23 protein-coding genes are annotated in these 20,402 nt (G+C 71.7%); 14 read left to right on the plus strand and 9 right to left on the minus strand.

Going from position 1 to position 20,402, the window contains the following annotated elements; genetic code table 11:
* Nucleotides 1-185: 185 nt before the first annotated feature.
* Nucleotides 186-1,067 (plus strand): hypothetical protein, encoded by an 882-nt coding sequence (locus ABT297_RS08760; protein WP_350546340.1) that lies wholly within the window; start codon nt 186-188, stop codon nt 1,065-1,067.
* Nucleotides 1,068-1,075: 8 nt separating this feature from the next.
* Here the strand turns inward: ABT297_RS08760 and ABT297_RS08765 are convergent, their stop codons facing one another.
* Both ABT297_RS08765 and ABT297_RS08770 read right to left on the minus strand, forming a co-directional pair.
* Nucleotides 1,076-1,987: a polysaccharide deacetylase family protein gene (locus tag ABT297_RS08765; RefSeq protein ID WP_350546343.1), complete on the minus strand. Its 912-nt coding sequence runs from the start codon at nt 1,985-1,987 to the stop codon at nt 1,076-1,078.
* A gap of 126 nt (nt 1,988-2,113) precedes the next feature.
* Nucleotides 2,114-3,001, minus strand: coding sequence for an HhH-GPD family protein (locus ABT297_RS08770; protein ID WP_350546425.1), 888 nt, complete (start codon nt 2,999-3,001; stop codon nt 2,114-2,116).
* A gap of 16 nt (nt 3,002-3,017) precedes the next feature.
* On the opposite strand from ABT297_RS08770, the gene ABT297_RS08775 reads away from it, so the two are divergent.
* From ABT297_RS08775 to ABT297_RS08785, 3 genes are all read left to right on the plus strand, one after another.
* Nucleotides 3,018-3,527, plus strand: a complete 510-nt coding sequence (locus tag ABT297_RS08775; RefSeq protein WP_350546345.1) for a glycine cleavage system transcriptional repressor — start codon at nt 3,018-3,020, stop codon at nt 3,525-3,527.
* Nucleotides 3,524-4,033, plus strand: a complete 510-nt coding sequence (locus ABT297_RS08780) for a peptide deformylase (RefSeq protein ID WP_502885537.1) — start codon at nt 3,524-3,526, stop codon at nt 4,031-4,033. Before ABT297_RS08775 ends, ABT297_RS08780 begins: the two co-directional genes overlap by 4 nt.
* 61 nt (nt 4,034-4,094) lie before the next feature.
* Nucleotides 4,095-4,763: a hypothetical protein gene (locus ABT297_RS08785; RefSeq protein WP_350546347.1), complete on the plus strand. Its 669-nt coding sequence runs from the start codon at nt 4,095-4,097 to the stop codon at nt 4,761-4,763.
* On the opposite strand, the gene ABT297_RS08790 is transcribed toward ABT297_RS08785, so the two are convergent.
* A complete protein-coding gene (locus tag ABT297_RS08790) occupies nt 4,760-5,014 on the minus strand; it encodes a helix-turn-helix domain-containing protein (protein WP_350546348.1) in 255 nt (84 codons plus the stop codon). The genes ABT297_RS08785 and ABT297_RS08790 overlap by 4 nt on opposite strands.
* A gap of 114 nt (nt 5,015-5,128) precedes the next feature.
* On the opposite strand from ABT297_RS08790, the gene disA reads away from it, so the two are divergent.
* Nucleotides 5,129-6,268, plus strand: a complete 1,140-nt coding sequence (gene disA / locus ABT297_RS08795) for a DNA integrity scanning diadenylate cyclase DisA (RefSeq protein WP_502885538.1) — start codon at nt 5,129-5,131, stop codon at nt 6,266-6,268.
* 133 nt (nt 6,269-6,401) lie between these two features.
* Here disA and radA read toward each other — a convergent pair whose 3' ends face one another.
* The 3 genes from radA to ABT297_RS08810 all read right to left on the minus strand — a co-directional run bounded on the left by radA (nt 6,402) and on the right by ABT297_RS08810 (nt 9,501).
* Complete coding sequence (radA, locus tag ABT297_RS08800) at nt 6,402-7,808, minus strand: DNA repair protein RadA (RefSeq protein ID WP_350546350.1); 1,407 nt, start codon at nt 7,806-7,808, stop codon at nt 6,402-6,404.
* A gap of 52 nt (nt 7,809-7,860) precedes the next feature.
* The gene (locus tag ABT297_RS08805) at nt 7,861-8,592 is read right to left on the minus strand and encodes a hypothetical protein (RefSeq protein ID WP_350546352.1); all 732 of its coding nucleotides are present in this window, start codon (nt 8,590-8,592) and stop codon (nt 7,861-7,863) included.
* Nucleotides 8,593-8,679: 87 nt separating this feature from the next.
* Nucleotides 8,680-9,501, minus strand: a complete 822-nt coding sequence (locus ABT297_RS08810; RefSeq protein WP_350546353.1) for a UbiA family prenyltransferase — start codon at nt 9,499-9,501, stop codon at nt 8,680-8,682.
* 45 nt (nt 9,502-9,546) lie between these two features.
* Between ABT297_RS08810 and ABT297_RS08815 the strand changes: the two genes are divergently transcribed.
* A complete protein-coding gene (locus tag ABT297_RS08815) occupies nt 9,547-10,257 on the plus strand; it encodes a methyltransferase domain-containing protein (protein WP_350546355.1) in 711 nt (236 codons plus the stop codon).
* 20 nt (nt 10,258-10,277) lie between these two features.
* Nucleotides 10,278-11,294, plus strand: coding sequence for a type III polyketide synthase (locus tag ABT297_RS08820; RefSeq protein WP_350546433.1), 1,017 nt, complete (start codon nt 10,278-10,280; stop codon nt 11,292-11,294).
* On the opposite strand, the gene ABT297_RS08825 is transcribed toward ABT297_RS08820, so the two are convergent.
* The gene (locus ABT297_RS08825; protein ID WP_350546356.1) at nt 11,283-11,780 is read right to left on the minus strand and encodes a hypothetical protein; all 498 of its coding nucleotides are present in this window, start codon (nt 11,778-11,780) and stop codon (nt 11,283-11,285) included. The two genes, ABT297_RS08820 and ABT297_RS08825, sit on opposite strands and share 12 nt — an antisense overlap.
* A 623-nt stretch (nt 11,781-12,403) precedes the next feature.
* On the opposite strand from ABT297_RS08825, the gene ABT297_RS08830 reads away from it, so the two are divergent.
* Nucleotides 12,404-12,889, plus strand: coding sequence for a CarD family transcriptional regulator (locus tag ABT297_RS08830; RefSeq protein WP_345120185.1), 486 nt, complete (start codon nt 12,404-12,406; stop codon nt 12,887-12,889).
* A gap of 39 nt (nt 12,890-12,928) precedes the next feature.
* The gene (gene ispD / locus ABT297_RS08835) at nt 12,929-13,612 is read left to right on the plus strand and encodes a 2-C-methyl-D-erythritol 4-phosphate cytidylyltransferase (protein ID WP_350546360.1); all 684 of its coding nucleotides are present in this window, start codon (nt 12,929-12,931) and stop codon (nt 13,610-13,612) included.
* Nucleotides 13,613-13,676: 64 nt separating this feature from the next.
* On the opposite strand, the gene ABT297_RS08840 is transcribed toward ispD, so the two are convergent.
* Nucleotides 13,677-14,390, minus strand: a complete 714-nt coding sequence (locus ABT297_RS08840) for a TVP38/TMEM64 family protein (RefSeq protein WP_350546363.1) — start codon at nt 14,388-14,390, stop codon at nt 13,677-13,679.
* A 102-nt stretch (nt 14,391-14,492) separates the two neighbouring features.
* On the opposite strand from ABT297_RS08840, the gene ispF reads away from it, so the two are divergent.
* Both ispF and ABT297_RS08850 read left to right on the plus strand, forming a co-directional pair.
* Entirely contained in the window at nt 14,493-14,969 is a 477-nt protein-coding gene (ispF, locus tag ABT297_RS08845; RefSeq protein ID WP_350546435.1) for a 2-C-methyl-D-erythritol 2,4-cyclodiphosphate synthase, read from the plus strand.
* On the plus strand, nt 14,969-15,346 hold the full coding sequence (locus ABT297_RS08850) for a PPOX class F420-dependent oxidoreductase (RefSeq protein ID WP_350546364.1): 378 nt from the start codon (nt 14,969-14,971) through the stop codon (nt 15,344-15,346). Before ispF ends, ABT297_RS08850 begins: the two co-directional genes overlap by 1 nt.
* A 6-nt stretch (nt 15,347-15,352) precedes the next feature.
* Here the strand turns inward: ABT297_RS08850 and ABT297_RS08855 are convergent, their stop codons facing one another.
* A complete protein-coding gene (locus ABT297_RS08855; protein ID WP_350546366.1) occupies nt 15,353-16,516 on the minus strand; it encodes a homogentisate 1,2-dioxygenase in 1,164 nt (387 codons plus the stop codon).
* Nucleotides 16,517-16,594: 78 nt separating this feature from the next.
* Here ABT297_RS08855 and ABT297_RS08860 point away from each other — a divergent pair, with 78 nt between their 5' ends.
* The 3 genes from ABT297_RS08860 (at nt 16,595) to ABT297_RS08870 (ending at nt 20,369) form a co-directional block, all read left to right on the plus strand.
* A complete protein-coding gene (locus tag ABT297_RS08860) occupies nt 16,595-17,458 on the plus strand; it encodes a hypothetical protein (RefSeq protein WP_350546369.1) in 864 nt (287 codons plus the stop codon).
* A 105-nt stretch (nt 17,459-17,563) separates the two neighbouring features.
* Nucleotides 17,564-18,775 carry a fumarylacetoacetase gene (gene fahA / locus ABT297_RS08865; protein ID WP_350546371.1) on the plus strand — a complete coding sequence of 404 codons (1,212 nt, stop codon included), beginning with the start codon at nt 17,564-17,566 and terminating at the stop codon, nt 18,773-18,775.
* Nucleotides 18,776-19,022: 247 nt separating this feature from the next.
* Nucleotides 19,023-20,369 (plus strand): outer membrane protein assembly factor BamB family protein, encoded by a 1,347-nt coding sequence (locus ABT297_RS08870; protein ID WP_350546374.1) that lies wholly within the window; start codon nt 19,023-19,025, stop codon nt 20,367-20,369.
* Nucleotides 20,370-20,402 lie beyond the last annotated feature (33 nt).

The raw sequence follows: 20,402 nt of genomic DNA on the forward strand, positions 1-20,402 counted from the left end.
ACTGACGGTCCGCGCGGCGGGTCACTCCCGCCGCGCGGCTCCCGACAGGCCCTCGTCCCGCATCGGGACGGGGGCCTATTTCGTGTCGTGTTGTGCTCGTCGCCTCGCTCGTGCGGTGTGGCGAGGGAGGGGTTGAGGGGACGCGGGGTTGCGTTTGCCGAGTGAGTGGTGGGTATCTTGCCCGGGTGAGTAAGGAGCGCCCCTCGTTCGGGTCCGGACGATTCGGGCGACGGTCGGGTGCGCGGCCGATCCTGCGGCCCGCGCTGATGGGCCGGCTCGACGCCGCGGACGGCATGGTCGTCGTCGTGGGCGGGGCGGGTGCCGGGAAGAGCACCCTGCTGGACGCCTGGGTGGCCGCCCGGGGCGGGGCGATGGTCGACCTCGCCGACGGCAGCTTGGGCGAATGGGAGTTCGGCGAGGCGAGTCCGGCCGAATGGAAAACGGGCGGGGCGCTCGCCGTCGACGGGGTCACCGCGGCGGACGGGCTCGGGCTGGAGTGGCTGACCGGGCGGCGCGGGGTCGTCGTGGCCGCCGAGGAGGAGCCGGGGATCGATGGGGTCGAGCGGATCTCGGCGCGGGAACTGGTGTTCGCCGAGGACGAGACGTACCAGGTGCTGGCGGGGGCGTTCGGGGACGCCGAGGCGGCCGACGCGCTCGCGCCCGATCTCCATCTGCTGACCAACGGATGGCCGGGGCTGGTCGCGCTGGCGGGGGCGTGGCTGGCGCAGCGTCCGGACGCGGAGCGGCGGCAGTGGCTGCGGACGCTTGCCCGGGTCGAGCGGGGACTCGCCGAGTATCTCGTGCCGGCCGTGCTCGCCGGGCTCGACGGCGGCGACCGGGAAGTTGTGCGGCGGCTCACGCGGCTGCCCGTGCTGGACGCGCGGCTCGCCGATCAGCTCGACATCACCGAGGACCTCTGGGCGGTGCCGCCGTTCGTGCAGGAGCTGGCGCGCCGGCCGGGGTGGTTCGCGGTGCCGGACGGGTGGCGGGCGGCGATCGCGAGCGAGCTGCCGATGCCGGCGGTCGAGGTCGCGGCATTGCGGGCGGCCTACGCGGCCGCCATGTAGCGGCGGTGCTACGCGGCCGGCATGTAGTCGGCCAGCAGTGCCGGGGTCAGGCCGGCGGCGGAGATCGCCTGGAGCGCGGCGATGAAGTCGTCGACGAAGCGGTCGCGGAAGTGCATCAGGATGATGTCGCCCTTCTGGATGGTGTGACCCTCCTGGTAGCGCACGGTGCCCTTGTCGACGGTCTCCTTCCAGAAGAACCCCGCCTGCAGGCCGCAGTCGCGCGCGACCTTCAGCGTGGTCGCGTCCTTCTCGCCGAAGGGCGGGCGGAACAGGGTCGGGCGCTTGCCGTACAGGGTGCCGAGCTGGTCCGCCGAGCCGCAGATCTCGCGCTTCTGGAAGGCATACGGCTTGCCCTTGAGCTGGGGGTGCGTGAGGGTGTGGGCCTCGATGCCGGCGCCGGCATCGCGCAGCTGCTTGAAATACCCCGGATCGTCCTTGATGGCGTTGATGGTGAGGAACAGCGTCACCTTCACGCCGGACTCCCGCAGCAGCTCGAGGGCCTCGGGGCGCTTGACCCAGCCGTCGTCGATGGTGAGGAACGCCACCGGCTGGTCGGTCGGGATGCGGGCGTAGTACGGGACGCCGTCGCCCTCGGGGAGGTTGATCCGGTGCGGCACCGGCGGCTTACCGAACTTGGGCAGGCGGTCCGCGTAGGCGTTGCCGGGCGGCGGCGCGGAGGTGCCGGACTTGGACGGCGTGGGCTTGGCCGCCGGGGAGCCGCTGCGAGACGGCTGCGGCGACCGGGAGCGGCCGGGATCGCCGGCGTCATCCGGCTCGTCCGGGTCGTCGCCGTCGGCGGACGGGGAGGGGCCAGCGTGGGCCGAGACCGCCGGGGCGGCGCCGTTCGACGAGCCCCGGCTGGAGACTTTGTCGTCGCAAGCGGCGACCGCGACGCTCAGCGCGACGCACGCGCCGATCATCGCCAGGATCCGGCGACTTCTGGCGGAAACAAGCACGAAAGTGAGCGTAGCGAGAACGAACCGCGATTTGAGTACCCGATCTGGGTATGCGTCCCGATGAATAACACCACCCGTCCGTGCGGCAACCTAACCGGGCAGGGTGAACGTCTCCTTGTACTGCTTCACCAGGCCGTCGGTGAGCAGGCCGTCGAGCGCCCGGCGCCGCTGCTCCGCGTCCGGCCAGACGGCGTCGAGGCGCGGCGCAGGGACCGGGTCGTCGCTGGCCCGCAGCACGGCCATGAGCAGGCCGCGGACGTATCGGTCGGTCCCGTGGTAGCGCTGCGAGCGTCGAGCGGGGCCGTCCGGCGGCGGTGACCCGGCCAGGCGCCACGCGCAGACGGCGGTCAGGGGGCACGCGTCGCACCGGGGTGCCCGGGCCGTGCAGACGACGGCGCCGAGTTCCATGAAGGCCACCGAGGCGCGGGCCGCCGCCTCGTCGTCCTCCGGCAACAGGGCCTCGACGGCCCGTAGGTCGGCCGGGGTGGTGGCGGCGCCGCCGTCGGCCGTCCCGGCGACGGCGCGCGCGACGACCCGGCGCACGTTGGTGTCCACGACGGGGTGGCGGCGGCGAAACGCGAACGCTGCGACGGCGCGGGCCGTGTAGGTGCCGATGCCGGGCAGCGCCAGCAGCGCCTCCACGTCCTCGGGGACCTCGCCGTCGTGCCGTTCGACGATCGCGGTGGCGCACGCGTGCAGGCGCAGGGCGCGGCGCGGGTAGCCGAGCCGGTCCCAGGCGCGGATCGCCTCGCCGGGCGGGTCGGCGGCCAGGTGCGCCGGCGTAGGCCAGCGCTCCATCCACCGCTGCCATGCGGGCTCGACCCGTGACACCTGGGTCTGCTGGAGCATGACCTCGGAGACGAGCACGCCCCACGGTGAGGCGCCGGGGCGGCGCCAGGCCAGGTCGCGGGCATTTTCGTCGTACCAACGCGTGACGGTGGATGCGATGGCGGTCTGTGTGTTCCGGTTCGAAGCGATACGCAAGGATAGGACGGTGAACGAGTACGCTGTCACGGTCATCGGCCACGACCGGCCCGGCATCATCGCCGACGTCGCCGAGATCCTCGCCCGGCTGGGCCTCAACGTCACCGACTCGACCATGACCAGGCTGCGCGGCCACTTCGCGATGACGCTGGTGTGCTCCGGCCCGCCGGTCGCCGAGGAGATCGAGGCGGCGCTGGAGCCGCTGACCGCCGACCGCACCCTGCTCGTGACGGTGCGCGGGGTCATGGAGGAGCCGGTGCACGAGCCGACCGGCAGCCACCACATCATCACGCTGCACGGCGCGGACCAGCTCGGCATCGTGGCCACGCTCGCCCGCACCGTCGCCGAGGCCGGCGGCAACATCACCGACCTCACCACGCGGCTGTCCGGCGCGCTGTACGTGGTCGTCGCCGAGGTCGACGCCGCCGACCCGGCCGCGCTGGAGGTTGCCCTGAGCTCGGCCGCGCAGCACCTCGGCGTCGAGGTGACGTTGCGCCCGGCCGACGCGGATCTGCTGTGACGGGGGTCGTCCTGTCGGTGTTGCGGGCGCCCGCCGCGGTCCTGGGCAACCCCACCGAACCGGTCGACCCGACCGCACCGGAGATCCTGCAGCTCGCCGAGGACCTGGTGGCGACCATGCGGGTGTCGCCCGGCTGCGTCGGGCTGGCCGCGCCGCAGATCGGCGTGAGCGCGCAGGTCTTCGCCGTGGACGTCACCGGCCACCCGAAGACGCGCACATTGCACGGCGCGTTCGTGCTGTGCAACGCGCGGATCGTGGAGGCCTCGCAGTGGCAGAAGGGGCGCGAGGGCTGCATGTCGGTGCCCGATCTCACCGGCGACGTGAAGCGGGCCAACCGGCTCGTGGTGGCGGGATACGAGCCGGGCGGTACCGAGGAGGTCGAGATCGTCACCGATGCGTTCGAGGCCCGGGCTGTGCAGCACGAGATCGACCATTGCGCGGGGTTGTTGTTCCTCGATCGCGTCGCCGGGGCGCACGCCGTTTACGCCCGCAAAGTCTATCTCTGAGGGCTCTTCACGGCGTGCCGCCACGATCACGGGCCGTTCCCCCGATACGGTGACTGGCATCATGAAGCTGACAGTTGGCCCGCTACCTGCCGGCGTCTACTGGCGGCGCCGAGTGATCGTCGGCGGGGTGCTCGTCGTCGCCCTGCTCCTGCTGTGGGCGTCCTGCGGCGGCGGTGGCGATCCCAACGACAAGAAGACCTCGTTGGGGGCGTCGGGCGAACCGACGACGTCCGCCGCGGTGGAGCCGACGACCACCATCCAGGTCCCGACGACCGGCGAGCCGCCGGCGTCCTCGGCGCCGCCGGTCGCGGTCTCCTCGTCCGCGCCGCAGCCCAGCGCGACCGTGCCCGCGTGCGCCGACGCCGACCTGTCGCTCGTCGCCGCGCCCGAGACGGCGGTGCAGTTCCGCGGCGCCTACCTGAAGTTCACGCTCAAGATCAAGAACATCTCGTCGCACGACTGTGCCAGGGACGTCGGCGCCGATGCCCAGGAGTTGTACCTTCAGGCCGGCGCCGTCAAGGTGTGGTCCTCCGACGCCTGCGACGCCCCGCACGGCAGCCAGATGGCGGTGCTGAAGCCGAACATCGAGATGTCGTACACCAACGTCTGGAACGGCAAGGCCACGAACAACGGCTGCGCCAATCGGCAGGCGCCGCCGGCCGGCAAGTATGAGCTCGTGGGCCGCCTCGACACCAAGCTCAGCCAGCCGGTCCAGGTGCAGCTGACCTAGTTCGCGGACCGTTCGATGGCCGCCACGCGAGGCTGCGAAACGCCGATGCGTTCAGCAACCTCTGCCGGGCTCAGGCCCGCCCGCTCGCGCAGTGCCGTCAGGCCAGCGGCCAGACGCAGTTCCTCTTCGACCTCAGCTACCCGTTCTGCCGCACCCTCGACGGCCAGAACCCGCTGCTCCCAATCCAACCGATCATGTGATCGAACGCGGCCGGTGAGGCGAGCTGGCCTGATCCGCTCTGGCTCGGCCACCGGCGGAAACCCTCGAAATCAACTACCGCCCGTCGTCGACGACATCCGGCCCATCTGCGGGCTGGGTCGATACCGCGCCAGCGCCGGATGTCCGATCGTCCGTAGACTGTGCGGGTGCCGATTGACCGCGAGCCCGGCAGGGGCGGCGCCAACACCGGCCTCATCGGGGGCTGGGCCGCCGCCCTGCCCGGCGCCGACCCCATGCGTGCCACCCTGGCCCTGATGGCCCCGGGCACCGTGCTGCGCGAGGGCCTGGAGCGCATCCTGCGTGGCCGGACCGGAGCCCTGATCGTGCTCGGCCACGACCGTGTCGTCGAGCAGATCTGCACCGGCGGCTTCCCCCTCGACGTCGAGTTCTCCGCGACGCGCCTGCGTGAGCTGTGCAAGATGGACGGCGCGGTCGTCCTGTCGAGCGACGGCACCAGAATCGTCCGCGCGGCGGTCCACCTCATGCCCGACCCGACCATCCCGTCCGAGGAGTCCGGCACCCGCCACCGCACCGCCGAGCGCGTCGCGAAGCAGACCGGCTATCCGGTGATCTCGGTCAGCCAGTCGATGCGGATTATCGGCCTGTATGTCAACGGCCAGCGCCACGTCCTGGACGACCCGGCCGCCATCCTGTCCAAGGCCAACCAGGCCCTGGCCACGCTGGAGCGCTACAAGCTGCGCCTGGACGAGGTCAGCGGCACCCTGTCGGCGCTGGAGATCGAGGACCTGGTGACGGTCCGCGACGCCGTGGCCGTGGTCCAGCGCCTGGAGATGGTCCGCCGCATCGCCGACGAGATCGCCGGCTATGTGGTGGAGCTCGGCACCGACGGCCGCCTGTTGGCCCTCCAGCTCGAGGAGCTGATGGCCGGCGTCGAGGCCGACCGCACCCTGGTCATCCGCGACTACCTGACCACGGGCCGCCGCACCCGCTCGTCGGAGGACGCCCTGGAGGAGCTCGACGCCCTTTCGGCCACGGAACTGATCGACCTGGTGGCGGTGGCGAAGTCGTTGGGCTATCCCGGCGCGAGCGACGCCCTGGACGCCGGTGTCTCCCCGCGGGGCTTCCGCCTGCTGGCCAAGGTCCCGAGGCTCCCGACTCTGGTGGTCGACCGCCTGGTGGAGCATTTCGGCAGCCTGCAGCGCCTGCTGGGCGCCACGGTGGAGGATCTGCAGGCCGTGGAGGGCGTGGGCGACGCGAGGGCAAGGGGCGTGCGGGAGGGCCTGTCGAGGCTGGCGGAGGCCTCAATCCTGGAGCGCTACGTCTAGCGCCGTCTCATAACTGAGGCGGGGCTGCGGCGGGCTTAGATTCCCGCCTGGCGGCGTCCCGCGGAAGCCCGGTTGAACAACCTCTCGCCCGGCGGGGAGTGGCAGGCGAACGCGGGTCCGGATGGCCTTGGGTCTAGACCTCCTCGGCAGTCGCCTTCACCGCATAGTGCAACGCGGTCCGGACGTCGTTGACCTCCAGCACCCGCATCCCCGCAGGAGCGACCCCGGTGGCCGCCGGTCCGCAGCCCGGCGGCACCAGCGCGAATCGGAACCCCAGCCGAGCCGCCTCCGCCAGTCGCCGCGGCACGGCGCCCACCCGGCGCACCTCCCCGGTCAGGCCAACCTCCCCGACCGCCACGAGATCCGGTGGCATCGGCAGCTCGTGCGCGGCCGAGGCCGCCGCCAGCGCCAGCGCCAGGTCCGCGGCGGGCTCCGTGACCCGCAGCCCGCCGACGGTGGCCGCGTAGACCTCCCGGTCGTGCAGCTGGATCCCGGCCCGCCGCTGCAGCACCGCGAGCACCATCGCGAGCCGCGCCGAGTCGAGGCCGCTGACCGTGCGTCGCGGCGAGCCCGGCATCTGGGCGCCGATGAGGGTCTGCACCTCGGTGACGAGCGCTCGCCGGCCCTCCATGGCCACGCAGACGCATGTGCCGGAGACGGCGTCGGCGTAGCGGGTGAGGAACAGGCCGCTCGGGTCGGGCAGGCTGGTGATGCCGCCCTCGTGCATCTCGAAGCAGCCGACCTCGTCGGCGGCGCCGAAGCGGTTCTTCAGGCCGCGCACCATTCGCAGCGAGGAGTGCTTGTCGCCCTCGAAGTTGAGGACCACGTCGACGAGGTGCTCCAGCACGCGCGGGCCGGCGACGTTGCCGTCCTTGGTGACGTGGCCCACGAGGACGGTGGCGAGGCCGCGCTCCTTGGCGATGGCGACGAGGGCGGCGGTGACCGCGCGGACCTGCGTGACGCCCCCGGCCACGCCGTCGACGCCGGGCGCGGAGACGGTCTGCACCGAGTCGAGGATCAGCAGGCCGGGCTTGACCGCGTCGAGGTGGCCGAGGACCGCGGAGAGGTCGGTCTCGGAGGCGAGATAGAGCCGCTCGTGCAGGGCGCCGATGCGCTCGGCGCGCAGCCGGACCTGGCTCGTCGACTCCTCGCCGCTGACCATCAGGGACGGGCTTTCGCCCTGCATCGCCCACTGCTGGGCCACGTCGAGCAGCAGGGTGGACTTGCCGACGCCAGGCTCGCCGGCGAGCAGGACCACGCCGCCGGGGACGATGCCGCCGCCGAGGACCCGGTCGAACTCGCCGACGCCGGTCGGGCGGGCCTTGGCGGGCGCGGCGCTGATCTCGGCGATCGGGCGGGCCGGCTCGAGCGGGGCGCGGGACGGAACGGCGCGCAGGGCAGCCGGGCCGGTGACGGCGGGGCCGCCGGCGAGCTCGAGGATCGCGCCCCACTCACCGCACTCCGGGCACCGGCCCATCCACTTCGCCGGTCGGTGCCCGCAGACGTCGCACTGATAGATCGCGCCCTTGGTCTTCGTCACACCCCGAAACTAGCGGATGGGTACGACAGAAAACGCGCGGACAAAAACGCGCTCACTCGCCTTCGTGGTGCACGACGGGGCTGGGCTTCGGCAGCGGGGTGAGCGGCGGGGTCATCGGCAGGTTGGGCAGGGCGATCGTGGTGGTCTTGCCGTCGGCGTAGGTGAAGGTGAACACCACGTTCGTCAGCGAGCCGCCGGCCCGCAGCGGCTGGCCGGTGAGCTTGTCGACGGCGAGGTAGGTGCCGCTCTCCCGGCTGAGCACCGCGACGCCGTTGACCGGGATCGAGACGGCGATGTTCGACGAGCCGGCCGAGGTCGGCGCCGGGGCCGCCGCGGGGGACTCGTGCGTCTCGGCCTCGGCCGAGGATGACGACGAAGCGTTGCCCGACGGCTTCTTCGAGCCGGATGCCGAGGAGGACGGGGCCGCGGCGGCGGCCGCCGCCGCGGGCTTGGCGCCGACGAGGACGAACGAGCCGTTGTCGCTGGTCACGCCGGTCAGCTTGACCGCCTGCGTGCTGTTGTTGAACAGCCGGACGTTGATCGGGACGGTGGAGCCGGTCTTGTACTCGTTGGCGTAGGCCACGAAGCCGTCGCGCAGCGCGATCTGCCCGTCCTTGCTGTTCACGTTGACGCCCGGCACGGCGGGGACCTGGGTGTCGGTCTGCGTGATCTGGCCCGCACCGCATGCGGAGAGCAGGCCGGCGCCGAGGGCGGCCGTTGCCAAGAGCCCGGCGCGCAGCAGGGTGCGGCGGGCCAGCGGAGTGGCCGGAATCGAACGCGTCACCTTGGTGCCTCCAAAATCAAGGGGTGGCCGCACTACAGCCTAGATGCCGTCGATCGGCCGATCACGACCACCCTTGAGCCGGGTGCCCTAAGCCAGGTTGAGGCCGCTGATCAGCAGAAATGCCACATCGATCAACGCCACCGCGATGACGGACAGGAAGGGTGCGCGGGAGGATGGGTCGCGGCTCATGCGGTACCAACCCCAGGAAAGGGTGATGAGCGCGGCCGCGAGGGCCGGCCAGAACAGCAGCGGCGGCGGACCCGGCGGCCCGAACGCGAGCGCCGCGGTGGCGGCGAGCAGCAGCACCGCGGCGGCCGCCAGCGACCCGCGCCGGCCCAGCAGATGTGGCAGGCCACGGACCCCGGTCCGCGCGTCGTCGTCCAGGTCGGGCAGCGTGTTGACGAAGTGCGCGCCCGCGCCGAGCAGACCGCCGGCGGCCAGCAGCCACAGCGGCGGTGTCCGGCCCGCTCCGAGCACCAGGAACGCGGGCAGGCACGTGAACGACACGGCGTAGGGCACCACGGAGACGGGCGTCGACTTGAGGGGCCAGTCGTAGAGCAGGGCGGAGACGAGCGCGAGCGCGGCGACCAGGCCGGCGCGCGGTCCGGACAGGAAGCCCAGCGGCACGCACGCCGCCGCGGCGAGCGCGCCCAGGATGAACACCAGCCGGCGCGAGACCTTCCCGGCCGCGACCGGCTTGTCCGCCCGGCCGGTCGCGGCGTCGCGGGGCGCGTCGAGGGCATCGTTGACCCAACCGATGGACAGCTGGCTGGCCAGGACCGTCGCGGCCGCGGCGACGACGCCGGCCGCCGGTCGTCCGAGGCCGATCGACAGCAGTGCGGCCACTGCCGTGACACCGGCCGCGGGCTCCGGGTGACTCGCCCGAAGCAGCGAGATCGCAACCGACATTCGGCAAGTGTGGCCGCCGGAGGGGTTCCATGTCAGGCTCGTCTCATGCCTTCGCGGCGGCGCGCTCGTAATGATCCCGGGCAGTACGACGACCTGGCCGGCGAGTGGTGGCGTCCCGGCAGCCCGCTGTCGATGCTGTATTGGCTGGCGGGCGCCCGTGCGCGGCTGATCCCGCCGGCCGAGCGGGCCGGGGCGGTGCTGGTCGACCTGGGCTGCGGCGGCGGGCTGCTCGCGCCGCACGTGGCCGGCAAGGGGTATACCCACATCGGCGTCGACCTGATCGTCTCCGGCCTGGAGCAGTCGGCCGCGCACGGCGTCACGCCGGTCCTCGCCGACGTGCGGCACCTGCCGTTCGCCGATGGCAGCGCCGACGTGGTGAGTGCGGGTGAGCTGCTCGAGCACGTGCCCGACCTGCCGCGGGTGGTCGCCGAGGCGTGCCGGATCCTGCGTCCGGGCGGCTGGCTGGTGCTCGACACCCTGGCCGACACGGCGCTGTGCCGGCTCGTCGCGGTGCATCTCGCCGAGGCCGTGATGCCTGCCGTGCGTGGGATCCACGACCCCGCCCTGTTCGTCGATCCGCGGCGCCTGCAGGCCGAGTGTGCCCGCCATGGGGTGCCGCTGGACGTGCGGGGCATCCGGCCGGCCCTGCCCGCCCTGGCCCGCTGGGTGGTGACCCGCCGCAACGCTGTGCCGATCGTGCCGACGTTCTCGACCGCGATTCTCTACCAGGGGCGCGGCAGGAAGGGGAGCCAGTGACGGGTGCCGCCATCGCGGGGATGCATGTGACGTTCCCCGGGCTGATGCGCCAGGGCGAGGTGTGGGACGGTTTTTTCCAGCGGCACTACGACGGGCCCCGCCGGGGGCTGGCGAAGCGGATCTTCGCCAACTCGGGCGTGGTCACCCGACACGGGGCGGTCAACCCCTTGGTCGAGGACGCCTCGTCGTGGTCGACGGCCAAGAGGATGAGCCGGTATCTCACCGAGGCCCTCCCCCTGGGCAAGGACGCCGTCGCCGGCGCCCTGAACGCCGCGGGACTGGGGCCGGCCGAGATCGGGCTCTTCGTGGTGTGTTCGTGCACCGGATACGCCACGCCCGGCCTCGACATCCTGCTGGCCCGCGACCTCGGCATGGCGGCCGACACGCAGCGGCTCTTCATCGGGCACATGGGCTGCTACGCCGCGCTGCCGGGGCTGGGCGCGGCGTCGGACTATGTGGTCTCGCGGGGCCGGCCGGCCGTGCTGCTGTGCCTGGAGCTGACCAGCCTGCACGTCCAGCCGCCGACCGACGATCCGCAGCAGATCGTGGCGCACGCGCTGTTCTCCGACGCCGCGGCCGCGGTCGTGCTGGTCCCGGACGGGACCGGTGCCGGCGTCGCCGACATCGCGGCCGTCACCGACACGGCTACCGCGGACCACATGACCTGGGACGTCACCGACCTCGGGTTTCGCATGGGGTTGTCGCCGAAGGTGCCCGACGTGCTGTCGGTCCATGTCGCCGACCTGGTGGGGCGGTTGCTCGCGCCGCGCGGGCTCACCCCGGCCGACGTGGACGGGTGGGCCGTGCATCCGGGCGGGCCGCGGATCCTCGACGTCGTGCGCGATCAGTTGGCGCTGCCGGAGTCGGCGCTGGCCGAGTCGCGCGGCACGCTGGCGGCGCACGGCAACTGCTCGTCGCCGACGGTACTGCTGATCATCGACGCGCTGCGCCGTCGTGCCGCGGGTGCACCGCGCACGACGGTGGCGCTGGCGTTCGGTCCGGGCCTGACCCTCTACGGGGTGCTGCTACAGCTTTGACAGTTCGGCTCGGAATTCGTCCGGTGAGGTGACCGAGCGGGTCGCCTTGATCACCCGACCGTCGGCGGCGACCAGCACGGCGGAGCTGGTGCGGTCGTCCGCCAGGGCGGGGACCGTGGCGCGCACCGAGTTGTTGGGGTCGGCGAGGGCGCGGACGGTCGCCTTCTCGTTGAGCCCGCTCGGCAGGGTGGGGGCGTGGACCGCCACGACGAGGATCTTCGCCGTGCTCGCCGAGCCGGCGACCGCGTCCGCGGTGGTGCTGATGAGCTTCTGGCACGTGCAGCCCTCGACGAGCAGGATCACCGCGGGGGCGAGGTCCTTCAGCGCCACCGGCGTGCCGTCGGGGTCCTGCAGGCTGACGCCGGTGAGGGAGGCGGCGACCGCGGGCACGGTGGGCGAGCCGGGGCGGGGCGTGGTCCTCGGGTCGCGCCCGGGCCAGGCGACGGCGAACAGGCTCACCAGCGTCGCGATGACGGCGATCGACATGATCAGCAGTGGTACGACCAGACCGGGTGAATCATCGGTGGTCCGGCCCATGGGTTCGGGCCGCAGGTGCAGCCGGTGGCGCCAGCGGCGGCGCATTGCGGCGCGACGGAATTGCCGACGGATCGAAGCGCCTTCGTGATCGAGTGCGCCGGCATCGTCGGGAATGATGATCGTTCCCCACTCAGGCGGGAGGTTGGGCAGGCCATCGCCCTCTTGTGGCCGTTCACCACCACCGTTGTCGCCGCGCAGCGTGCCCATCGCTGTTCTCCTCGCACCTGCCTCAACTTTCCCTCACGCGACGGCCTCGCGCCAGAGGGTGACTCCATCGAGATGTGTGCGTATCATCTACGCTCCGCCGCTGGTCATGTCACGGAGAGTGTCCGTGTTGGACGTTCAGCGTGCCCGGGTAGACACTTGCCGTAATCAATCAGATATGTCCGACTGCCAGGTCATTTGTGGGTGCTGCGGGTTGTTGATCCGCTACACAGCAGGTTCCACGTTTCCTGTCAAGCAGGAGAAAGGGGACTCACATGTGTTCTGACCTGCGCGAATGCTGCTCTCTGCGGTGGGACGACAGCGCGTGACCGTGTTACCCTAGACACAGCGAAAGGGGTTTCGAACCTATGGTTTTCAGTGTCGGCGAGACCGTTGTCTACCCCCACCACGGGGCCGCACTCATCGAGGCAATCGAGACTCGCGTCATCAAGGGCGAGGAGAAGCAGTATCTCGTCCTCAGGGTCGCTCAGGGTGACCTGACGGTGCGGGTGCCCGCCGAGAACGCCGAGATCGTCGGCGTGCGGGAGGTGGTGGGCGAGGAAGGCCTGACGAAGGTCTTCGACGTCCTCCGCGCTCCGCACACCGAGGAGCCGACCAACTGGTCGCGGCGGTACAAGGCGAATCTGGAGAAGCTGGCCTCCGGCAATCCGCTCAAGGTCGCTGAGGTCGTGCGTGACCTGTGGCGTCGCGACCGTGAGCGTGGGCTGTCGGCCGGCGAGAAGCGCATGCTCGCCAAGGCTCGGGACATCCTTGTCGGCGAGGTGGCGCTTGCCGAGAAGAGCACCAAGGACGAGGCGGAGACGCTGCTCGACAAGGTGTTGACCGAGGCCTGACATTCCAGCACGACTATTCCTGCGATCGAGGACCGCGACGTGACGGCGCACACTGCTGTGCGTGGTGACGTCGCGGTCCTCGTGCCTGCGGCCGGCATGGGGCTCCGACTCGGGCCCGGCGGCCCCAAGGCACTCCGCCTCCTGGGCGGCGAGCCGTTGCTCGTGCACGCCGTGCGCCGATTGGCGCTCGCGCCGAGCGTCGGCTGCATCGTGGTCGCGGCGCCGGCCGACGCGGCCACCTTCGTGGAGGAGCTGCTCGCGCCGGTCGCGCCGGTCACCGTCGTGGCCGGCGGGGCGACCCGGCAGGCCTCGGTGGCGGCGGCGCTGGCCGTCGTCCCCGTCGAGTTCGGCATCGTGCTGGTGCATGACGCCGCGCGGGCGCTGACGCCACCGGAGCTGGTGGAGTCGGTCGCGGAGGCGGTTCGTGGGGGGCACGGCGCCGTCATACCCGTTCTCCCGGTGGTCGACACCATCAAGCGGGTGTCCGATTCGGGTGTCGTGGTGGACACGGTGGAGCGGTCGTCGCTGCGGGCGGTGCAGACGCCGCAGGGGTTCCGGCGGGATGTGCTCCTGAAGGCCCATGAGGCGGCTGTCGACGAGCACACCGACGACGCGGGGCTCGCGGAGCGGATCGGGGTCGCGGTGCACACCGTGCCCGGCGCGGAGGCCGCGATGAAGATCACCCGGCCGTTCGACCTGGCCGTGGCGTCGCTGCTGCTCTGAGGCTGCGGTCCGACTGGCCGCGACCTCGCCGCCCGTTTGGCGGCCGGCAGGATTTGGTCCGGGCTCAGGCCGCGGCGGCGGCCGCAGCCCCCGCTTTGCGCGGGCGGCGGCGCCACAGCAGGACGCTGCCCACCGAGCCGCCGACACCCAGCGCCACGATCATCGCGCCCGCGATCGACATGCCGAGCGCGTCGCCCCGCGCGGTGGCCGCGCCGAGCGCCGAGTACGCCAGTGTCGCCGGCAGCGCCCCCAGCACCGTGCCCGTGAGGAACGTGCGCATCCGCACGCTCGTGGTGCCGAAGACGTAGTTGGCGATGCCGAAGGGCACGAGCGGGATCATCCGCGAGATGACGATCGCCATGACGCCGCGCTTGGCGACCGCCTGCTCCATCGCGAGCAGCCGGCCGCTGAGGTGGCGGGCCATGAAGTCGCGGCCGAGCAGCCGCCCGATCGAGTGGGCGATCAGCGCGCCGAGGGTGACGCCGAGCATGGTGTATACCGCGCCGCCCGCGAAGCCGAACAGCACCCCGCCGACGCTGGCCAGCAGGGTGCGGGGGGCGAGGGCGGTGGTCAGCACGGCCGAGCCCCCGATCGCGATGAGCGGGGCCATCGGGTGGCTGGGACCGATCGCGTGCACCAGGGACGCACGGTTTGGATGCACGGTGATGATCACCACGGACATGGTCACCAGAAGGAGGGCCAGCAGACCGAAGCGAAGAGCGGCTCCGGTGCGCCACCACTGCTTGTGGCTCGTCGGGGTCGTCTGGTCGCTGTGCACCCGATCCAGCCTAGGCCCGCAACGCCCAAATGCCGAGTCCGAAAACGGTTCAGCAACCGGAAGTTCACGATTGTGCGCCGATCATCGTACCCTCCCGAAGTGATGCTGATCGGTAACGGCACGGATGTGCACGCCTTCGACTCCGGCCGGGAGTGCTGGGTCGCCGGCCTGAAATGGGAGGGTGTGGACGGACTCGCCGGGCACTCCGACGGCGACGTCGCCGCGCACGCGATTTGTGACGCTCTGTTGTCGGCCGCCGGCCTGGGTGATCTCGGGGCGAACTTCGGCACGGGCCGGCCCGAGTGGGCGGGCGCCTCGGGGGTCACCCTGCTGCGCGAGACGGCCCGCAGGGTGCGCGCCGCGGGCTTCGAGATCGGCAACGCGTCCGTGCAGGTGATCGGCGTGAAGCCGAGGGTCGGCACGCGCCGCGCCGAGGCCGAGCGGACGCTACACGACGCGATCGGCGCCGTCGTGCGGCTGTCCGGCACCACCACCGACGGGCTGGGATTCACCGGCCGGGGTGAGGGCCTGGCCGCCACGGCCGTTGCGTTGATCTATCCGACCAGGAATGAGGATTGATGAACGACACGCTTCGTGAACTGCTCGACCGGCGGGCCTTCCTCGTGCTGAGCACCGTCAACCCGGACGGCGGCCCGCAGAGCAGCGTGATCTGGGGCTCGCACGACGCCGGTGACATCGTGTTCTCGACCACCCGCGGGCGGCGTAAGACCCGCAACATGGAGCGCGAACCGCGGGTCTCGATCTGCGTGTACGACCCGGCCAACCCCTACCGCTACGTCGAGGTGCGAGGCACCGTCACCCTCACCGAGGAGGGCGGGTCGGAGCTCATCGACGAGCTGAGCCGGTCGTACGTGGGCAAGCCCTGGGCCGAGCCGGACTCCGACGCCGTCCGGGTGGTCTGCCGGGTGACCGCTCAGCGGGTCCACGAGCACTAATCGGGCTCACCCGTTGTGGGCCCAGGTCCATGCGTAGCCGGCGTCTTCGATGGCGAGCGCCGGCTCGCACAGATCGAGCGGCCGGAACGTGTCGATCATGACGGCCAGTTCGTCGAACGCCTCGGCGCCGATCGCGCGCTCGACCGCGCCGGGCTGCGGTCCGTGGGTGAAGCCGCTCGGGTGCAGCGAGATCGACCCCTGCTCGATACCGGAGCCGCGGCGGGCCTCGTAGTTGCCGCCGGTGTAGAACAGCACCTCGTCGGAGTCGACGTTGTGGTGGTTGTACGGCACCGGGATGGCCAGCGGGTGGTAGTCGACCTTGCGCGGCACGAAGGAGCAGATCACGAAGTTGGGGCCCTCGAACGTCTGATGCACCGGCGGCGGCTGGTGCAGGCGCCCGGTGATCGGCTCGAAGTCGTGGATCGAGAACGCCCACGGGTAGAGGCAGCCGTCCCAGCCCACGACGTCAAATGGGTGATTTGCGTAAATGTGCTCGGTCCAGCCATGACGGTGCTGGACCATCACGGAAATGTCGTACCCCTCCACGAGTATGGGTGCCGTGGGGCCGCGCAGGTCGCGTTCGCAGTAGGGCGCGTGCTCCAGGAACTGTCCACGCACGGAGAGATAGCGCCGCGGGGGTCCGATGTGTCCAGTAGCCTCGATCGCCAGCAGCTTCACCGGCCCGTCCTTGGGCACCAGCCGGTGGATCACCGATGTCGGGATGATCGCGTAGTCGCCCTCGGCCAGTTCCAGCACGCCGAAGGTCGACTCGAGGGTGACGGCGCCGGCGGAGACGTAGAGGCACTCGTCGCCGACCGCGTTGCGGTAGAGCGGCGACGGCTCCGACGCCTCGACGTAGGAGATGCGCACATCATCGTTGGCGAGCAGGTGCCGGCGGCCGAGCACGGGGTCCGCCTTCCCGCCGTCGATCTTGGCGGTGCGCAGGTGGCGCGGCTTGAGCGGCAGGTTCGGCATCCGCGACCAGGCCGGCGGCTCAAACGGCACGGCCGAGATGATCGCGCTCGGCCGGTTGCGGTGATAGAGCAGCGAGGAGTCGCTCGAAAAACCCTCCTGTCCCATCAGCTCTTCCATGAACAGCGAGCCGTCGGGCTGGCGAAACTGGGTATGGCGCTTCGGCGGCACCTCGCCGACGCGGCGGTAGTACGGCATCACGGCCCTCCTCACCGGAGTGTCCGGATAACGGACGAAGTTGTCCGCCCTGTAAAGCGTCCACTAGATTCGGAAGCCGTGTCAAACGCAGTACCACCCCTGCTGACCGCACTGGTCGACGACGCCGCGGTGTTCCCACCGGGCAGCGCCGCGCTGGAAGACGCCGTGCCCGCGCACGCCCGCCACCGCGAGAGCTGGTTCGCGCCGCTCGTCGGGCCGCTGCTGATCCCGCTCGCCGACCGTGACGGCTTCCGCGCGCTCGCCCCGCCCGGCATGGGGGTCGGCCTGGTGGGCGAGCCGGCCGCCGTCGAGGCCGCGATGGGGGACCTGCCCGCCGGCACCCGGCAGATCGAGAGCCCCGTGGCCAAGCGGGGCGAGGACCCGCTGCCCGGCATCGAGCGGCTCGCGGCGCTCATGCGGAAGAGCGAAGAACCCCGCCATTGGTACTTCGAGGTGCCGCTTGCCTGGGGCCTCATGTCCGCTCTGGACGCCGTCGCGGCGCTGCGCGCCGAGGGCCTGCCCGTCGCGGCGAAGTTCCGCACCGGAGGCCTCGCCGCGGAGCTGTTCCCCACCCCGGTCGAGCTCGCCGCCGTCATCTGCGCCTGCCGCGACCGTGACCTGCCGTTCAAGCTCACCGCCGGCCTGCACCACGCGGTCCGGCACATCGACGCCGAGACGGGCCTGATCCACCACGGCTTCCTCAACATCCTGGGCGCCGTGCTGACCGCGGCCGACGGCGCTGAGCCGTCCGACCTGGCCGGCATCCTGGCCGCCACGGAGGCCCCGCAGGTGGCCGACCGGGTCCGCCCGGCGCTGGACCGCGACCGCCCGCTGTGGGTGGGCTTCGGCAGCTGCGGCGTCCTGGACCCGGTCACCGACCTGACGGTGCTCGGCCTGCTCGACCGCCCGCGGCCCACCGCACCCAAGGCGGCGACCGCGTGAGCACGCTCCTGATGGTGTTCGGGCCGCTCGACCGCCCCCGGCTCACCGCACCCAAGGAGGCGACCGCGTGAGCACGCTGGTCACCGTGCCGAAGGCGGCGGCCCGGTGAGCGGGGCGGCGGGCTGGCTGGAGCTGGCCGATGACGAGCCGTTCGGGGTGCACAATCTGCCCTACTGCGCGTTCGGGCGGGACGGGTTCCGGTGGACCGGGGTGCGGATCGGGGACCGGATTCTCAACCTGGCGGAGGCCGAGGGGCGGGGGCTGCTCGACGCGGACGGGGCGTTCCTCGGGCAGGCCACCCTCAACCGGTTCATGAGCGCGGGGCGGCCCGTGTGGACGCGGGTGCGCGAGCGGCTCATCGAGCTGCTCAGCACCCGTCGGCATCGGGAGGCGGTCGAGCCGCTGCTGATCTCGGTCGGCGACGTGCGGCTCGAGCTGCCGTTCGAGGTGGCCGACTACGTCGACTTCTACTCCTCGCAGGAGCACGCCACCAACCTCGGGCGGTTGTTCCGGCCCGACGGGGAGGCGCTGCTGCCCAACTGGAAGCACCTCCCGGTCGGATACCACGGGCGGGCGGGCACCGTGGTCGTCTCCGGCGCCGACGTGCCGCGGCCGTGCGGGCAGCGCAAGGCGCCCGACGCGCCGGCGCCGACGTTCGGCCCGTCGGCGCGCCTGGACATCGAGGCCGAGGTCGGGTTCGTGGTCGGGGTGCCCTCGAGCGGGGCCGTGGCCGTCGACGACTTCCGGGCGCACGTGTTCGGCGCCGTGCTGGTCAACGACTGGTCGGCGCGGGACCTGCAGGCCTGGGAGTATCAGCCGCTGGGGCCGTTTCTGGGCAAGTCCTTCCGCACGTCGGTCTCGCCCTGGGTGGTGCCGCTGGACGCGCTCGACGCGGCCCGGGTGCCGGGTCCGGCGCAGGAGCCGGCGGTGCTGCCCTACCTGCGGGCGGGGGAGCACCACGGGTATGCGATCGACATCGAGGTCTTCTGGAACGGCACGCTCGTGTCGCGGCCGCCGTTCGCCGGGATGTACTGGACGCCCGCCCAGCAACTCGCCCACATGACGGTGAACGGCGCGTGGGCGCGCACCGGCGACCTGTATGCGTCGGGCACCGTCTCCGGGCCCCTGCCCGACCAGACCGGCTCCTTCATCGAGCGCACCTGGAACGGAGCCCGGCCGCTGCGGTTGGCCGACGGGGCCACGCGCACGTTCCTGCTCGACGGCGACACGGTCGCGATCACCGCCACTGCCCCCGGGCCTGAGGGCACCCGCGTGGGCTTCGGGGAGGTGACCGGCACCGTCACCAAGCCCGAGTGACGCGGGACATGGCGCCGGCCGCGGATGTCGGCGGCCCGGTCACACCGATCGGCTTCCGTGTATGACGGTGGCTCCGGGTGGTGGTGGTCGGGGCGGGTGGCGCAGGGGACTACGTGGGTGGGCGATGGGAAGCGGGTGTGAGTCTTCTGCGGATCGACGGTCGACGTGAGCGGATTGCGGCATCCGCCGGGTATGGTGCCCCGCGGAGGTGGTTATGGGGACGGCTCGTGCGAGGCTGCGTCGGTTCGTGTCGCCGCGTAGCTGGTCGCGGCCGGTGCGCTTCGTGCTCACCGGGCTGCTCGTCCTCGTGGTGGTGGCCGCGATGGGGATCACGGCGTATCGCACGCTGAAGCCGGCCGAGACGGTGAGCCGCGCCGACAAGCCGGTGCCGTCGCCGGAGCCGATCGAGTCGATCCAGTATGCGGAGCTGGCGTCGGCGCCGTTGATCGTGGAGGGGCGGCTGCGGGTCTACACCGAGCAGCGGCGGGTGTTCGCGGACACGCCGGTGACGGCGCAGCGGTTGATGACGCCGCACTGGTCGTATCGGCGGTGGCCGGCCGAGGTCGTCTCGATCGTCGAGGTGGAGAAGCCGGCGAGCGGGGTCGGCATGTCGGTGGTGGTCACGAAGTGGTCGGACGGGGAGATCGTCGCGCTGGACGCGCAGAAGGGTGACATCGTCTGGCAGACGAAGATCGAGCCCGCGGACGGGGAGTCGTTCAAGGGGCGGCGCACCGGGGCGAAGACGATGTGGGCGCCCGAGGACCTGTTCGTGTCGGCATCGGCGGTGGACAAGCAGCCGGTGGTGATCGCGACGGGCAAGGACGTGGCCGTGGGCATCGATCCGGTGAAGGGCGAGGTGCGGTGGACGCGGTCGTTCGCCACCGAGCCGGGGTGCCGGACGAACGACTGGACCGGCGGGGACGCGTACTTCGTGAAGAACGCCTGCGCGAAGCCGGCCACCTTGGAGATCTACGACGCGGCGAGCGGGATGCAGCTCACCACCTGGCGGCCGCCGGGCGCGTCGACCGGCGAGAACGTCACCAACTGGTTCATCGAGCCGACGTCGTGCGAGCTCGGGCGGTCCGGCTGCGCGATGTTCAAGGCCGCGCCGACGGGGGACGTCGTGACGTACACCGACGCCGCCTCGGGAGTGGGCACGACCACGCCGGCGTACTGGTCGTTCGGGGCCGATCACGCGGTGAAGCCGGAGCCGGTCGCGGACAAGGACAACATCGTCGTGGTCGGGGACGTCGTCGCCCAGCAGATGACCGGCGGCTACATCTGGGCGTTCTCGCGCAGCACCGGCAAGCGGCTGTGGATGTCGGAGGTCGCCGGCCGGTTGATCGGCGGCGACCAGCGCAACATCTACCTGATCAACAACGAGTATCAGCTGCTGGTGCTCAACCTGGAGACCGGGGCCGTCACGTCGAGCACCGAGCTGCGCATCCGGCCCACGGACCGGTTCGTCTTCAGCATGCTCTACCTGCACGCCGGATATCTGGTGATCGAGCGGCTGCAGAGCACCAAGGAATCCGAGATCGACGACAGGTACTACTTCAATCAGGACACGGTCGTCCTGGTCGGCATCGGCTGAAGCAAAGCCTGCTGAGGCGAAGCAGTCCGCCGG

This window comes from Dactylosporangium sp. NPDC000555 (genome assembly GCF_040300025.1).
GTDB lineage: Bacteria > Actinomycetota > Actinomycetes > Mycobacteriales > Micromonosporaceae > Dactylosporangium.

What these genes read in the sequence shown, in the direction of transcription:
- ABT297_RS08820 (WP_350546433.1), top strand. Translation starts at nt 10,278, where the DNA reads ATGCATGTGACGTTCCCCGGGCTGATGCGCCAGGGCGAGGTGTGGGAC.
- ABT297_RS08785 (WP_350546347.1), top strand. Translation starts at nt 4,095, where the DNA reads ATGAAGCTGACAGTTGGCCCGCTACCTGCCGGCGTCTACTGGCGGCGC.
- ABT297_RS08810 (WP_350546353.1), bottom strand. Translation starts at nt 9,501, where the DNA reads ATGTCGGTTGCGATCTCGCTGCTTCGGGCGAGTCACCCGGAGCCCGCG.
- ABT297_RS08855 (WP_350546366.1), bottom strand. Translation starts at nt 16,516, where the DNA reads ATGCCGTACTACCGCCGCGTCGGCGAGGTGCCGCCGAAGCGCCATACC.
- ispF (WP_350546435.1), top strand. Translation starts at nt 14,493, where the DNA reads ATGCTGATCGGTAACGGCACGGATGTGCACGCCTTCGACTCCGGCCGG.
- ABT297_RS08825 (WP_350546356.1), bottom strand. Translation starts at nt 11,780, where the DNA reads ATGTCGATCGCCGTCATCGCGACGCTGGTGAGCCTGTTCGCCGTCGCC.
- ABT297_RS08830 (WP_345120185.1), top strand. Translation starts at nt 12,404, where the DNA reads ATGGTTTTCAGTGTCGGCGAGACCGTTGTCTACCCCCACCACGGGGCC.
- ABT297_RS08765 (WP_350546343.1), bottom strand. Translation starts at nt 1,987, where the DNA reads ATGATCGGCGCGTGCGTCGCGCTGAGCGTCGCGGTCGCCGCTTGCGAC.
- ABT297_RS08850 (WP_350546364.1), top strand. Translation starts at nt 14,969, where the DNA reads ATGAACGACACGCTTCGTGAACTGCTCGACCGGCGGGCCTTCCTCGTG.
- ABT297_RS08815 (WP_350546355.1), top strand. Translation starts at nt 9,547, where the DNA reads ATGCCTTCGCGGCGGCGCGCTCGTAATGATCCCGGGCAGTACGACGAC.